Below are 14256 nucleotides of genomic sequence, written 5' to 3'. Positions count from 1 at the left end.
TCCTTCAGCAGGCATGTCCAACCCGGCCATCTTAGGCATCGCAGTTCCCGGAGAATCAGAAAGCCAACGCATCCCCGGGCGGGGACGCGTTGGCTTACCGTAAAGTCTGTTTATTCGGTTGGAGAAACGTTGCCATCGTTGTTATATGCGAAAAAAGTCAAGCTTTGAACGTGCTTCCTTTAGTTCAGCGTAAACCGGGACAGTGATTCCTTCAGCTGAATCGACACGTTTTCCAGTTTGGCGGAAAGCTCAACCAGATGATCGCCCACGCTTTGCTGCTCATTGCTGAGCGAGGCAACTTCCTCGGAGGTCGCCGAGGATTCCTCTGCAACCGCGCTGACGTTGCTCATACCTTCCGAAAGGACGCTGTGCGAATCATGCAGCGCTGATATCGATTCGGTTACGGATTGGAGCCGCTGCGTAAAATCCCCCATCTGCTCCTGAACCGAAACGAAAATTTCGTTCGTTTCCTTCACCGCATTCATTTGGTGCTGGAACAGCGGATAAGCGTCCGATAACGCTTCGACCGTTTCATTCATCTCGGACATGATTTGACCGGTGATCTGCCCAACCATGTCAATCGATTGTCTGGATTGGTCCGCAAGCTGGCGGATTTCGTCCGCCACGACCATGAAGCCCCGTCCGGCCGCTCCGGCCCGCGCCGCTTCAATCGTAGCATTCAGAGACAAAATATTTGTCTGCTTCGTAATGTTTTGCAGCACGACCAGCACTTTGTTTACAGAGCTTGCGGTCTGCTTCAGGGCGTCCACCTTGTGCATCAGCTCACGCGTCATTTCTTCCGTTTGATGCGTTTTGTCCAGCAGTTCGTTCAGCTGTTTGGTTCCGTACTGGCTGGATTGTTCAACATGACGCGCGGCGCTGCCCATTTCCTCATTGGCCGTGATCACAAGTCCCATCTGTTTGGCCATATGCTCGGTCATCTCGTTTCCGCGTTCCGCCTCGGTAGCCAGGCTGCTCGCCCCGTTGGCGATTTCCTCGGTCGCGATCGCAATTTCTTTGGCCGAGATCGCCGTCTTCTTGGAAGCATCGGTCAGCTCGCCCGCTGTTTCAAGCACGAGCTGCGCCGTCGTATTCGTCTGCTGAACGAGCTTCGTAATTTGGTCCACCATCAGATTGAATGCCTGTCCCAGCTGACCGATTTCATCCTTGGACTTATGCTGCGTCCGCACGTTCAGGTTGCCCTTAGCCCCCTCCAGCATCAGATCCTTCAGCTTGCTGAGCGGACTGGCGATCATGCGGGCCATCCAGAAACCGATCAGGGTGGCGACGACGATCGATCCCACAGCCAGCCCCATGGTCAAGATGAGAATCCCCTTGGCATCCTTGACCAGCATTTCGACCGGAACGGTTCCGACCAGCTTCCAGCCCGTCGTCTCGAGGGTGTTGTATACGGCAAGGATTTCATTCCCTTCGCTATCCTGCGTTTCCAGCGTTTTCGCTGGTTCCGTCTGGCCCTGCATGAACGAAAACGTGGACTTGGTTCCTGCTTCACTGCTCACTGTAGAGGCAACAACTTGTCCGTTTGCGTCGCCAACCTGCAGCTTGCTGCCGTCACCTAGGCTGATTCCGTTCAGCTGGTTTTCGATGAGGTCTGTCTTAAGCTCCACGATAATGACATAGGCTCCGCCGCGTGACAAGCTTTGCAGCGAGCGAACCAGTTCAAAGGAAACGCTTCCATCCTTCCCCTTTGAAGAAGGAACCCATGATGTCTGATTTGTTTTCTTCGCATTTTTAAGCCACTCCGCTTCGCGGATCGTATTGATGTCCAGACCGCCTGAACCGGAAGAAATGATCCGCTGCGACTCTTCGGGCGGAACCAGATAAATCGCTTTGATTGAAGAGTTGCTGTTCAGCTGATTGGACATTTTTTTGTTGATCTGATCCGTAAGCACGAAGTTCTGGTATTCATCCTGCCGGTTCCGTGCCAGCTCGTCGATTACGCTCTGCATTTCCGGATCAAAAAACATCTGCATCGCCATATCTTCATACTGCTTCAGAATGATATCCAGCTTCTCCTGTGTTTGCTGGATCGTCTGGCTGTTGGCCAGCGCCGTATTGTTCTTGATGGTGCTTTTGGCTTTGCTATAGGATGTTAGACCCAGGGTCAGAACGATCGCCGCTATCGCCACAAAGAAGATCAGGAACAGCTTCACGCCCACCGACTTGAACGGGTTTAAATTTTGCAGCTGTGCCCCGCTGATGCCCTGCAGGCCGGCGAACCTGGACGGCTTCTTCGGTTCCCCCGGCCCTCCTGATGCGGCTGGAGCCGTCCGCTTGCTGCCGCTTTGCTCCTTTGAGCTAGTGCTATTCTGTTTCTGTTTCTCTTCCCCCATATCTTTCTTTCGAATCCATCCCACTCTCACTCACCGCCGTTTCAATTTCTTGCATTACGTCGTATGTAAGTTTAAAAAACGAATGCCTACTTTATTCTTCGACATTTTCCATCTCGAACCTTTGCTTTTTTGGCAATTTTTTTATAACTTTTTTCCTAAATCTCATAATTCTATTGAACTATGCATTGAAATGCCCATTAAAGATGATGAAGCAGAGGCTGCCAGAGGCGGAAGACCTGATTATTCGACGAAAATAGCCAAGCTTAGGATTTGTCCCAGGCGGTTCATCTCATCACCAGCTACCTTGAAATGGAGGCAATCTGGGACTCGCCATCCATCGAACCGCTCACTCCGGTTCACCTGAATGTGCAGGCATAGAACTGGCGGCATCCTGATGCAGCATAACTTGAACTAACAGCTGGTTGGAATCCCCCATCAAAAAAGGCCGCAGCCCTTCTGTCCGCCTTCGGACAGGAGTCTGCAGCCTTTTTTTCAACCATGAAGCCTTCCCATTCCTGCTAAGAAACACATTCTACAGCGCCTTCATCCCGCCTCCGTCTAGCATGCCATCCTTACGACTCCGAAGGCTGCTCATGTACATCCGCATCCGGCTGGGTCGTCGCCCATCGGATAAAAGCCACTTTGAGCCCCGCACTCGTCGGCGCGCACAAATACGGTCCCGCCTGCCATTCATCCGGAGAAAGCCGGCATACGCGGACGGTTCTCCAGGCTTCTCCTTCCGTCCGGGCTCTGATGATAACTGCATCCTTCAGACGGGACGCCCGGATCGTCACGATCTTCTCCATCCATTCCGGGACGGGTGCAAGCGACCAGTCCGAACAGCCGTGGGTCACGACCGCTCCGAGATGAGGGACGCCGTCATTCATCTCGATTCCGGCTTTGATCCACTGCCGCCCATGGCTCCACAGCATCAGGCCCGCCTGATCATACAGATGATCGAAGGTGGTCAAACGAAAGGCTACCTCCACAGCCTTTTCCCCATCCCATGGAAGCAGAAGCGAATGGCCGTTGTCCCGTTCAAAACCGTACATGGTCGTTTGCCAATAATCACTGCCCTCACACGCTTCAACGACCAGTTCCCCTTCCTTTTCTCCCCAAGAAGCCGGTTCCGTCGACCAGCGGCCGCTTGTCCACGGTATCACTTGTTTAGTCATATCGATGCCTCCCTCTCCCAAAACGAATTTCAACTTTTCAACCGTTCCCGCTCGACCCCACAGTACTTAAAAAAGCACCCCGGACCCGGCGGAAGCTTATGTCTCCGGCTGAGTCTGGGGTGCTTTAGTGCTTGCAGCGGCACAAGGACTCTAGGCGACACTTGCCCCGCAGCTACTGCTTCGCATTGCTGTTGCTTTTCTTGATGTTGTTCAAATGCTCCTGGTACGTCTTCGCAAATAAATGCTCATGCGAGCCGTCCTTCTTGGTCACGTAATACAAATAGTCGGATGCTTCCGGCGATAACGCAGCTTCGATCGAAGCGATGCTCGGACTGCAGATCGGTCCTGGCGGCAGCCCCGGATGCAAATACGTGTTATAAGGGCTGTCCACCTTCAAATCCTTATACAGCAGCCGTTCCTTCGGCTCCTTCAAAGCGTATTGCACCGTTGCGTCGATTTCCAGCTTCATCTCCTTGTGCAGGCGGTTGTAGATGACACCCGCCACAAGCGGACGCTCCTTGTCGACGACAACCTCCCGTTCGACAAGCGAAGCCACCGTAAGCATCTCATGTAAAGTAAGGCCATGAGCCTTCAGCTTCTGCTCCAGATCAGGGATCTGATCCAGCTTGCTCTGCATTTGCTCCAGCATGCGGGTCAGGATCTCTTCTTGCCCGGTCCCTTTTTTAAATTCGTACGTGTCCGGGAACAGGTACCCCTCCGCCTTGTGCTTTAACGAAGTATTCGCGGGGATCTCCTTAAAGGCCGGTACGTCCGTCCGGGCACCGGTATCCGCCAGCTTTACGAACGCGGCCGGATCACTCTGGATTGCTTCTCCCACCGTCTTCGCAATCTGCTCCAGCGTATAGCCTTCCGGAATCGTAATGCGGATCATTTCCGCCCTCACCACTTCGCCGCTGTTCAGCTTGGCAATCAGCTGGTCGTAGGTTACCCCCGGCTTCGCCTCATAGGTTCCCGCCTGAAAACGGGAGCCTTGGTTTTTCCATTTCAAGTAGATTTTAAAGAACATATCGTTTTTAATGAGTCCACTTTGTTTAAGAACCCCAGCAATTTGCGAGGTCCCCATTCCCTGCTCAATGGTAAACTTGACGGCATTCTGTGAAGCCTTCACCGGCTGCATGCCGTTCCAGACGTAATAGGCCCCGCCGGCAATGATCACCAAGACGATCACCAGCACCATCAGAGCCTTTTTGGCAGCTTTCAAACCGATCCAACCCTTCATAACCAAAAAAATCCCCACAAAGCAGCGCAATGCTCCGTTTCACGCATTCCGCTGTCTTTGCGGGGACTCCGGAGTTATCAATTTTGGTACTTGATCAAACCTTGCGCCCGATTAATCTTCGCTGTCCTCAGGAAAGGTCATTTCGTCGTACAGCTCGCTGATATTTTCCCATTCATCGTCATCATCTATGGTGACAAGCCCAAGAGTTCCTTCAGGCGAGGAGACCACTTTCAGGATATCGAATTCTCCGCTTTGATCCCCTGGTTTTTGAAGCACAGCATAGCTCTGACCGTTGATTTCAAACTCAGCTGTAAGATCGTAGACGGAAGTAGCTCCGTTCTCATCTTCCAGTTCCACAGTTGGACCAAAGGCTTCCTTCAGCTTGGAAGTCCATACGGCCTGATCTGCAGAGAAATCATTCATGTTCATTCCCTCCATCAAGTTCGGCAACCAGCGTATTGAACGTTTCCTCGACGATTTCCCACTCTTCATCGTCCTCGATCATATACAGCTTCAGATCGTCTCCGTCCTCCTCATAGCGGAAGGCATAGACCTCGTCGGAGTCATCATCCTCGGAGTCAAGCGGAACGACCATCATATACTTGGAGTCCGAGCCATCAACCTCGAATTTCATGATGACTTCAAACTCCTCTTCATTGCCTTCGTCATCGGGAATATAAATAATTTCCGGTTCTTCTTCTTCCATACGATTACGGTCATTAGCCATTTGTATCACCCTCACCTTTTACTCTTAGAGTCCAAATAGTTTTGCAAAATCAAGCTGGCAGCCATTTTATCCACGACCTGCCTGCGTTTCTTCCGGCTGACATCCGCTTCAAGCAGCGTCCTTTCGGCGGATACCGTCGTCAACCGCTCATCCCACAGATGAACCGGCAAGTTCAGCATGTCTCGCAGCTGATCTGCGAACTCAATGCAGATTTCGCCGCGCGGACCAATGCTGCCGTTCATGTTCTTCGGGAGGCCAACCACGATTTCTTCCACTTCCTGCTCGCGGACCAGATCCGCAATTCGCTGCATTTCCGCCCCGTCGCGGCGGCGTTCGACCACTTCAAGCCCCTGGGCGGTCCAGCCGAACATATCGCTCACGGCTACCCCGATTTTGCGGTCCCCGTAATCGAGTCCCATAATTCTCATAAAGCTCTCCTATCGGTGATTGGCTAGATAGAACCGGACCAGCTCTTCAATCAACTCATCACGCTCTTTTTTTCGAACCAGGCTTCTCGCGTTGTTCTGGCGCGGTATATAAGCGGGGTCTCCGGATATCAGGTAGCCGACGATCTGGTTGATCGGGTTGTAATCCTTCTCCACCAGCGCGTCGTATACCGTCAGAAGGATATCCTTTGCGGAGGCCTCCTTCTCATCACCCTTCACGTTAAACTTGACTGTCTTATCCATGGAATCCATTTGTGACACCTCGCTTCTTCAAAAACATGTCCATGCATGTTTTGACGAATTGAATCTTTAAGGTTTCCTACTTTTTCTATCATACCATACCGGGCCGCACCGAAGGAAACTCCACGGAAATAAAAAACAAAAATTTTACAAAGTCCCGGGCAGCCCCCGGAGTCTTTACAATGTATTGGATGCAGAAGGCAATGATGATATGCCTAAACTCCAGATCCAACCAACTGCTCGGCCAGCTTCAAAGCCTCTTCCAGCTTGCTGGCGTCCTTACCGCCGGCCTGGGCCATATCGGGACGTCCGCCGCCTCCGCCGCCGCAGACTGCCGCGATCTCTTTCACCAGCTTGCCTGCATGAAGCCCCGACTTCACGAGCTCCTGCGGAACGGAAACGACGAAGTTCACCTTCTCGTCCATGGCTGCGCCGAGAACCAGCACGGCGTTCGGGAGCTTGCCCTTCAGTTCATCGGCAATCGAGCGCAGGCCGTCCATACTTCCCGCATTGACGCGGACAGCGAGCAGTTCTCTTCCGTTCACCTGCTTCACCTGCTCGGTGAGCTGGCCGGCTTCGATCGTGCTCAGCTTGCTCTGAAGCGACTCGTTCTCGCGTGCCAGCTCTTTCAGCTGGCCGTGCAGCGCTTCGATCCGTCTCGGCACGTCGTGCAGATTCGATTTCAGAAGCTCTGCGGACTGCTTCAGCAGCGACAGCTGGCCTTCCAGGAATTCGTATGCCATGCGGCCGGTTACCGCCTCGATCCGGCGTACCCCCGAGCCGATGCCGCTCTCGCTGACCAGCTTGAAGATTCCGATTTCGGACGTATTGTTCACGTGGCATCCGCCGCACAGCTCCAAGCTGTAATCGCCGACCTGTACGACGCGGACAATGTTGCCGTACTTCTCGCCGAACAGCGCCATGGCGCCCATCGCTTTGGCTTCGTCGAGCGATTTATATTCAATTGTTACATTCGTGCCCTTCCAAATTTGTTCATTCACGCGGTGTTCGATATCCGCCAGCTCTTCCGGTGTAATGCTGCCGAAATGCGAAAAGTCGAAGCGCAGGCGCTGCGGCTCAACGAGCGATCCGGCCTGATTGACATGGGTGCCAAGTACTTCCTTCAGCGCTTTGTGAAGAAGGTGGGTCGCCGTATGGTTCTTTTCGATGTCTCTGCGTTTGTCATGATCGACCTCCGCCTTGACCGTCTCGCCGACCTTGAGCTCACCGGCTTCCACCGTCACCTGGTGCACATGCTGTCCGTGCGGCGCCTTGAAGAGCCCCTCCACTTTGGCCGTCACCGATCCGCCGCGCAGCAGCCCCTGGTCGCTGACCTGGCCGCCGCTCTCAGCGTAGAACGGAGTGACGTCAAGCACCACCTGGGCGCTCTGTCCTTCCCCGGCGATGTCCACCATGGCGTCATCGACAATGATCGCCACAATCTTCGACTCGGTTACCGTGTCATTATATCCAACAAATTCACTTTTAACCGTATAGTCGGACAGGACGCCGCCCTGAACCTTCATGCCGCCGCTCTCCTGACGGGCTGCACGCGCGCGGTCGCGCTGTTCCTGCATCGCTGCGTCAAAGCCTTCGCGGTCAACGGTCAGTCCATGCTCAGCTGCATAGTCTTCCGTCAGGTCGAACGGGAAACCGTACGTATCGTACAGCTTGAACGCGTCGCTGCCGCTGATTTGCTTCGTGCCCTGCTCCAGCGCCTGCTTGCTGATTTCCTCGAGGATCGCCAGGCCATCGGACAGCGTCTCATGGAAACGTTCCTCCTCCGTGGAGATCACCTTTTCGATGAATTCGCGTTTCTCCACCACGTTCGGGTAGTACACGCCCATAATGTCGCCGACGGTTTCCACCAGGCTGTACAGGAACGGACGGTCAAGACCCAGCACTTTGCCGTAGCGTACGGCGCGGCGCAGCAGGCGGCGGATGATGTAGCCGCGGCCTTCATTCGACGGAAGCACGCCGTCGGCTACTGCGAACGTAACGGTACGCACATGGTCGGCGATAACCTTCAGCGCGATGTCACCCTCTACGCTGGCATTGTATTTAACACCGGCCAGCTCGGCCGTTTTTTGAATGATCGGCTGGAACAGGTCAGTGTCGAAGTTGGAATCGACATTCTGCAAAATGGATGCAAAGCGTTCCAGGCCCGCTCCGGTATCGATGTTCTTGTTCGGAAGCGGCGTGTAGGAACCGTCCTTGTTGTGGTTGAACTGCGAGAACACGAGGTTCCACACTTCCAGGAAGCGTTCGTTCTCTCCGCCCGGGTACATTTCCGGATCGGACAGGTCGCCGTAGGCTTCGCCGCGGTCATAGAAAATTTCCGTACACGGACCGCAAGGGCCTTCGCCGATGTCCCAGAAGTTATCCTCCAGCTTCACGATCCGCTCGGCCGGCAGGCCGATCTTTTCATTCCAGAGCTTAAAGGCTTCTTCGTCCTCAGGATATACCGTGACGGACAGGCGCTCCGGATCGAATCCGATCCATTCCTTGCTGGTCAGAAATTCCCATGCCCATGTAATGGCCTCTTCCTTGAAGTAGTCGCCGATGGAGAAGTTGCCGAGCATTTCAAAGAACGTGTGGTGCCGACGGGTCTTGCCTACATTTTCGATATCGTTGGTGCGGATACATTTCTGCGAATTCGTGAGCCGGGGATTTTCGGGACTGATGCGTCCGTCAAAATACGGCTTCAGCGGGGCCATACCCGCGTTGATCCACAGCAGGGAAGGATCGTTATGCGGCACGAGCGAAGCGCTCGGCTCGATCTGGTGTCCCTTGCTTGCGAAAAATTCAAGCCATTTGGAACGAATTTCACTTGCTTTCATATTCAACAGCCTCCAGCTCTCTCGTAAATTGCATGCAAATGGACGGTTAAACGTAAAAAACGCCCCTGATCAGATCAGGGACGAATGAATTCGCGGTACCACCCTGGTTACCGCCTGAACGACTGCCGGGCGCCATACGCCGGCTGCCAGCTTGAATGATCAGGCGATCGCCTTGTTAAGGCCGATAACGGGGCCAGCCGGTGAATTTGTCACACTCCGAAATCAGCTTTCCGGACAGTATCGCTTGGGGGCTCTTGCAGCCGTCACGCTTACCGTGAAGGAGCCCTTCTCTGAACAAGGAGGAACTGCCGTACTTCATTTCATCGCCGTTTTGTCCATTTTTGCATAGTATTGTCTGAATTATATCCGATATCGCGGACGCTTGTCAAACCGCTCTACGTCGTCTTCCGCTTGACGTAATAGGCAAAGAAATGCTGAACGATGACCTTGAGCACAGCAAATAAAGGCACCGCCAGAATCAGTCCTACGACCCCTGCGATCTCTCCGCCGACCAAAAGGGCAAAAATAATCAGCATCGGATGCAGATGCAGCTTCTTCCCCACAACCTGAGGCGATACGATATTGCTCTCCAGGAGCTGGCATAACCAGTTCACGATGATGACCATCAGCACCATTTTCCAGGATATCGTCGAAGCCATGACCACCGCAGGCGCCGCCCCCAGGAACGGGCCGAGGTAAGGCACGATGTTGAATACCGCGACGATGCTCGCCATCAAGAGGGCATACGGCATGCCGATGATCATATATCCGATATAAGCCAGAATGCCGACGATGAGACATACCAGAAACTGCCCGCGGACGTAATTGCCGAGCGCCTCATCGATCTCCTTCAGCAATCTGACGGAAGCCTTGCGCCGGGTCCGCGGCAGCAGCGATACGACCGCCCGCTCAAAAACGTCGAAGTCCTTTAATATGTAGAAAATCAAAAACGGGATGATGAAAATGTTCAGCACGATGTTAATGGTACTGCCGATATGGTCCATGAAATTGGAGATGCCTTTGGCCAGGCGGTCCTCCCACTGCAGCAGCCACTGATCTACGCCCTCCTTGATCCCCACCGGAAATCCCCGATTATCCAGGTTGTTCATGATGTTCTGGGCATGCATCGTCATCTCCGGCAGATGCTCGTTCAGTTCTTCCATCTGCTCGATCAGCATCGGGATCAGATTGATCAGGATCACCGCAAGGCATGTCAGAAAGACGGCGTATATGAGCAGTACGGCGATTCCCCTCGGCATTTTCCGCGCGGCCAGCATGCAAACGACCGGATTGAGCACATAAGAAATGATCATCGCCACGACAAAGGGCGCCAGGATCGCTTTCAGAAATTGATAGATATTCATGAACATCGGCCGCAGCAGCCAAACGAAATATAGAATAATCAGCCCGAGCAGGACCCAGATCATCCCCCGGAACCATTTATTGGCCGTCAGTTTTTCCACCCTTGTCTCCTCCTTCCGGACGTGCTGTCAAGTTAGTATATGTCCCGAAATTCGAATTTAACCTATTGGCGGGCCATAGGAGGAGATATATAGGCAAACGCAAAGAAACCCGGATACCGGCGTCCGCCATGCAGGCAAAAACGGGTATGGGTTTCCAAGATGACGGCAATTAGACCGTGTATCGTTCTTCCGCTATAGATGCTATGTAACCAATAAAAGGAATGAAGCTGCCTGGGTGAATTCCCCTTGCGGGCCGTGGCAAAGTGAAGACAAACCACAATTAGCGGAAGGGACGGCTCCATTACGCAGCATAAATCAGAAAAATACTCGTTAGAACCCGAGGGTTCGCGGAAATGTTCTGACCGGTACATGCATATTGTTTAAGAGGAAGCGTGCAGATGCGGGAAATCCTGAGGGATCTCCTCAAAGAACAAATCGTCCAGCGAGCTGAGCGTACCGTCCTCTTCTACCTGGTATACGGACATTTTCTCCCCGTTGACCGTCAGTTCGATAAAGCAGCCCCAGCAGTAAAATTGGTGGGAACCGATCTTTCCTATATCTTTGGAATTGCAGTTAGGACATCTCATATTCATTGATCACCTATCCGTTAACAGAATTAATGGCTTTTTCCAAACGCTGTTCGCTCATAGGCGGAACCATGACCGCATTCTCCCCTATGGACATTTCCGTGGTGCAAGGCAGCCATTTCCGCCCTTCAATCAAATCCGAAACAAATCCGTCGCTTATTTCGAGACCTAATATTGTATTTCCCATTTCCTGGTCAAAATAAACGTCCGTCACTTTACCGAGCATCGTCCCGTCCTCAGTAAGCACGTCCAGATCCTTTAATTTATTTTTACCCAAAAGATAGGTGTATTGTATGTCGTCGGCATCCGTCTTGCGAACAGCCTGTTTATTACGAATCATCACAGCATCTTCGCCGTAAGCAACGACGTCCTCCCAGGACACCGTCTTCGCCGTGCTGGAGAACAATCCTTTGCCTTCCAGCTCTAGACCTTGAATTTTCCAATCTTCGGTGATGATAATATCGTATATTTTGCCGATCTCCTTGCCTTCTTCCACGTCAAATACGGCAAGTCCGATCATCTCTTGGAATTTCATGGCCAGGATCCCACCTTACCCTCTTCTAAATTGAAACAAACCCCCTCGCGTTACCAATGCCAGCCAATCCAATGCGGTACCGCGGGTCGATTTGTCTCGCGAACGGTATGGAGCACTCATCCCTCCCTCTCCATCCATGGAGAAATCCCTACCTTTCTTACGTAAGACGACGCAGAATGGTTCCAATTTTTTGGGCGGTGTACTCCATATCTTCAGTAGTATTACCCAAACCAAAGCTGAATCGAATCGCCGAGCGCAAAACATTTTGAGGCAGCTGCATGGCCTCCAGCACATGGGACAGCTCCAGCGAGCCTGATGTGCACGCCGAACCGCTGGCCGCAGCGATGCCCTCCATGTCCAGATTCATCAGCAGCGTCTCCGTGTCCGTCTGCGGGAAGCTGATGTTCACGATGTGGGGGAGACATTCCTCTTGGTGACCATTAATGACAAAAGCGTCACGGCCGATCTCCTGCTCCAGCGCGCTGATCAAGGCCTGGCGCAAACGCAGATCATGCTCTCTACGCTGCTCCATCTGCCCGGAAGCAATCTCCACGGCTTTGCCGAAGCCGGCGATTCCGGCCATATTTTCCGTTCCTGCGCGCCGCTTCTTCTCTTGGAGTCCGCCGTGCAGACGCGGTGCGATGACCAGTCCTTTACGGACGTACAGCGCCCCTACGCCTTGAGGGCCGTTGATTTTATGCGCGGAAAAGCTCATCATGTCGACAGGAAGCTCATGGCAATTGATAGGCAGCGCTCCGAGAGCCTGAACGGCGTCCACATGAAAAAGAATGTCCCTGCTTCGGGCGATCCTTCCAATTTCCTCAATCGGCTGAATCGTTCCCACTTCGTTGTTCGCATACATGATGCTGATCAGAATCGTATCCTCCGTTAATGCCGCCTCCAGGTCCCCGGCCTGAACCCGTCCGGTGTGGTCTACCGGCAAGTAAGTGACGCGGAATCCTTGCTTCTCCAGCTCTTCGCAGGTGTGGAGCACGGCATGATGCTCAATGGATGACGTAATGATGTGATTGCCCTTGGACCTGCGCATGGAAGCTGCGCCGAACAAAGCGAGGTTGTCGCTTTCCGTCCCCCCCGCGGTAAAGACGATTTCATCAGGCAGGCAGCCGAGAAACTTGGCGATCCGGTCCCTTGCCCCGTTGACGGTGCGCTTGGCCTCACGGCCAAATGCGTGAACGCTGGATGCGTTGCCGTATTGCCCGGTCATGACGCGCATCATTTCTTCCGCGACTTCCGGATGGACCGGAGTGGAGGCCGCATGGTCCAAATAGATTGATTTCATGATTACACCACCTTGGTCTTGTGTAGTCTTACGCTTATGATGTCCGTGAAATTTTTGTACTCAGATCAGGAATTTGGAGCCTGTTCATGCAAGGTTTGGCTCGGATAGATTGGTTTCCTGGCAGTCATAATATGTCGGTAATCCAATACCAATATGGAGGTAATGAAATGAACCCGTATTCCCAATCCCAGCAAATCAACCAACTCATCCACCAGCTGACGCAGCAAACCCAGCAGGCCTCGATGACATACCAGCAAATGCTGAAGCAGGAGCAGCAAAATGCGATGCAGCTGGAGCAGCTCGCTCAGCGTGAGCAGCAAACGTCGCAGATGATTCAATCCGCCCTTCAAGGCCACCAGCGCGCCATTCAACAGCTGCAGCAAATCTCCAGCTTGGCCCAGCAAATGGTGAGCTCCGTATCCCAGCCGGTATCGGGTTATATGGAAACGCAGCAGCCGCAAGGCTTCCAAACCGGGTTCAACAACCAGTTCCGTCAACAGTAACAGCCGGAAACAGACTCGCCAAGGCGAGTCTGTTTTTTTATCTGGAAAACATTTACTTACATAACTTTGGAAGTTCATGTTTCTTACAAAGGGTACGGCGTCAGCAAAGCCGAACGCCACTCGCAAGGGGCGAGTGGCTGCAGCTTGTAGTCTAGATGTAGAACATGTAGTTCTCGGACTTTTCTTTCTCCTGGTAGGAAATCAGGTCGGCAAGCGTCGTCGAATCCAGCACGTTGGCGATTCCGTCACGGATCCGCAGCCAAAGATTACGTTTGGCCGGATCATCCTCTTCCGTAAAATCGACCGGCGAAATCGGCCCCTCGAGCACGCGAATGACGTCTCCGGCCGTAATCTCGGAAGCTTCACGCGATAAGATGTAACCGCCGTAAGCTCCGCGGATGCTCTTGACGAGTCCGGCGTTCCGGAGCGGAGCGATCAGCTGCTCCAGGTAGTGTTCAGAAAGTTGGTTTTTCTCGGCAATGCTCTTCAGGGATGTCGGCCCTTCGCCGTATTTGGCGGCAAGCTCCATCATGATTGTCAAGCCGTAACGGCCTTTTGTCGATATTTTCAAAGGTGGCACCTCTCTCAAGTGAAATTCATGGTATCTATATAGAATGAACTCAAAAACCTCATGTTGAAGGGCTTGGATAAGCCTATTACAACAGGGGTTTCAATTCGATTGGGTTCAATCCATTTAGCTCTTACTCATGTATCGTTATCAATGGCTTGGGTTCAGCATGTCGGTGGTTAATCCAAAAGAAAACAGCTTATGTAAGCTTTTCCATATCTGCGTATTCCGATCATTTCCCTAGCCTATGTTAACATATCCAGCTCCGTTTTGGTTTA

At 52.9% G+C, this 14256-nt stretch carries 14 protein-coding genes; 1 reads left to right on the top strand and 13 read right to left on the bottom strand.

The annotated features are described in order from the left end of the window. Positions 1-179 precede the first annotated feature (179 nt). The 12 genes from FHS19_RS08835 to FHS19_RS08780 all read right to left on the bottom strand — a co-directional run bounded on the left by FHS19_RS08835 (position 180) and on the right by FHS19_RS08780 (position 12907). Complete coding sequence (locus FHS19_RS08835) at positions 180-2354, bottom strand: methyl-accepting chemotaxis protein (protein WP_246426604.1); 2175 nt, start codon at positions 2352-2354, stop codon at positions 180-182. 572 nt (positions 2355-2926) lie between these two features. Next, positions 2927-3529 (bottom strand): DUF1349 domain-containing protein, encoded by a 603-nt coding sequence (locus tag FHS19_RS08830; protein ID WP_183581562.1) that lies wholly within the window; start codon positions 3527-3529, stop codon positions 2927-2929. A gap of 172 nt (positions 3530-3701) precedes the next feature. Further along, on the bottom strand, positions 3702-4769 hold the full coding sequence (gene mltG, locus FHS19_RS08825; protein ID WP_183581561.1) for an endolytic transglycosylase MltG: 1068 nt from the start codon (positions 4767-4769) through the stop codon (positions 3702-3704). 111 nt (positions 4770-4880) lie between these two features. After that, complete coding sequence (locus tag FHS19_RS08820) at positions 4881-5198, bottom strand: DUF1292 domain-containing protein (protein WP_306434083.1); 318 nt, start codon at positions 5196-5198, stop codon at positions 4881-4883. Then, complete coding sequence (locus FHS19_RS08815) at positions 5185-5496, bottom strand: DUF1292 domain-containing protein (protein ID WP_076169646.1); 312 nt, start codon at positions 5494-5496, stop codon at positions 5185-5187. The genes FHS19_RS08820 and FHS19_RS08815 overlap by 14 nt, the downstream gene beginning before the upstream one ends. An 11-nt stretch (positions 5497-5507) precedes the next feature. Continuing rightward, on the bottom strand, positions 5508-5924 hold the full coding sequence (gene ruvX, locus FHS19_RS08810) for a Holliday junction resolvase RuvX (protein WP_183581560.1): 417 nt from the start codon (positions 5922-5924) through the stop codon (positions 5508-5510). A gap of 9 nt (positions 5925-5933) precedes the next feature. After that, the gene (locus tag FHS19_RS08805) at positions 5934-6194 is read right to left on the bottom strand and encodes an IreB family regulatory phosphoprotein (RefSeq protein ID WP_076169644.1); all 261 of its coding nucleotides are present in this window, start codon (positions 6192-6194) and stop codon (positions 5934-5936) included. A gap of 203 nt (positions 6195-6397) precedes the next feature. After that, positions 6398-9022 carry an alanine--tRNA ligase gene (gene alaS, locus FHS19_RS08800; protein ID WP_183581559.1) on the bottom strand — a complete coding sequence of 875 codons (2625 nt, stop codon included), beginning with the start codon at positions 9020-9022 and terminating at the stop codon, positions 6398-6400. Positions 9023-9417: 395 nt separating this feature from the next. Continuing rightward, the gene (locus FHS19_RS08795) at positions 9418-10485 is read right to left on the bottom strand and encodes an AI-2E family transporter (protein ID WP_183581558.1); all 1068 of its coding nucleotides are present in this window, start codon (positions 10483-10485) and stop codon (positions 9418-9420) included. Between the two features lie 380 nt (positions 10486-10865). Next, a complete protein-coding gene (locus FHS19_RS08790; RefSeq protein WP_076169641.1) occupies positions 10866-11072 on the bottom strand; it encodes a YrzR-like zinc ribbon domain in 207 nt (68 codons plus the stop codon). 13 nt (positions 11073-11085) lie between these two features. Then, entirely contained in the window at positions 11086-11607 is a 522-nt protein-coding gene (locus FHS19_RS08785) for a PRC-barrel domain-containing protein (protein ID WP_183581557.1), read from the bottom strand. Between the two features lie 157 nt (positions 11608-11764). Then, positions 11765-12907 (bottom strand): cysteine desulfurase family protein, encoded by a 1143-nt coding sequence (locus tag FHS19_RS08780; protein WP_183581556.1) that lies wholly within the window; start codon positions 12905-12907, stop codon positions 11765-11767. A gap of 167 nt (positions 12908-13074) precedes the next feature. Here FHS19_RS08780 and FHS19_RS08775 point away from each other — a divergent pair, with 167 nt between their 5' ends. Next, positions 13075-13410 (top strand): AMP-dependent synthetase and ligase, encoded by a 336-nt coding sequence (locus tag FHS19_RS08775; protein WP_183581555.1) that lies wholly within the window; start codon positions 13075-13077, stop codon positions 13408-13410. A gap of 151 nt (positions 13411-13561) precedes the next feature. Here FHS19_RS08775 and cymR read toward each other — a convergent pair whose 3' ends face one another. Beyond that, positions 13562-13981 carry a cysteine metabolism transcriptional regulator CymR gene (gene cymR, locus FHS19_RS08770; RefSeq protein WP_183581554.1) on the bottom strand — a complete coding sequence of 140 codons (420 nt, stop codon included), beginning with the start codon at positions 13979-13981 and terminating at the stop codon, positions 13562-13564. Between the last annotated feature and the right edge of the window lie 275 nt (positions 13982-14256).

The organism is Paenibacillus rhizosphaerae (assembly GCF_014192015.1).
GTDB lineage: Bacteria > Bacillota > Bacilli > Paenibacillales > Paenibacillaceae > Paenibacillus_AQ > Paenibacillus_AQ rhizosphaerae.
Note: the sequence above shows the minus strand (reverse complement) of the source record. Positions and strands in the feature narration are given on the sequence as shown.

Bases quoted from the DNA above. Each gene is read 5' to 3' on its own strand.
- FHS19_RS08785 (WP_183581557.1), bottom strand. From the start codon at position 11,607: ATGAAATTCCAAGAGATGATCGGACTTGCCGTATTTGACGTGGAAGAA.
- FHS19_RS08830 (WP_183581562.1), bottom strand. From the start codon at position 3,529: ATGACTAAACAAGTGATACCGTGGACAAGCGGCCGCTGGTCGACGGAA.
- ruvX (WP_183581560.1), bottom strand. From the start codon at position 5,924: ATGAGAATTATGGGACTCGATTACGGGGACCGCAAAATCGGGGTAGCC.
- FHS19_RS08820 (WP_306434083.1), bottom strand. From the start codon at position 5,198: ATGAACATGAATGATTTCTCTGCAGATCAGGCCGTATGGACTTCCAAG.
- FHS19_RS08790 (WP_076169641.1), bottom strand. From the start codon at position 11,072: ATGAGATGTCCTAACTGCAATTCCAAAGATATAGGAAAGATCGGTTCC.
- FHS19_RS08835 (WP_246426604.1), bottom strand. From the start codon at position 2,354: ATGGGGGAAGAGAAACAGAAACAGAATAGCACTAGCTCAAAGGAGCAA.
- FHS19_RS08780 (WP_183581556.1), bottom strand. From the start codon at position 12,907: ATGAAATCAATCTATTTGGACCATGCGGCCTCCACTCCGGTCCATCCG.
- FHS19_RS08805 (WP_076169644.1), bottom strand. From the start codon at position 6,194: ATGGATTCCATGGATAAGACAGTCAAGTTTAACGTGAAGGGTGATGAG.
- mltG (WP_183581561.1), bottom strand. From the start codon at position 4,769: ATGAAGGGTTGGATCGGTTTGAAAGCTGCCAAAAAGGCTCTGATGGTG.
- alaS (WP_183581559.1), bottom strand. From the start codon at position 9,022: ATGAAAGCAAGTGAAATTCGTTCCAAATGGCTTGAATTTTTCGCAAGC.
- FHS19_RS08775 (WP_183581555.1), top strand. From the start codon at position 13,075: ATGAACCCGTATTCCCAATCCCAGCAAATCAACCAACTCATCCACCAG.
- FHS19_RS08815 (WP_076169646.1), bottom strand. From the start codon at position 5,496: ATGGCTAATGACCGTAATCGTATGGAAGAAGAAGAACCGGAAATTATT.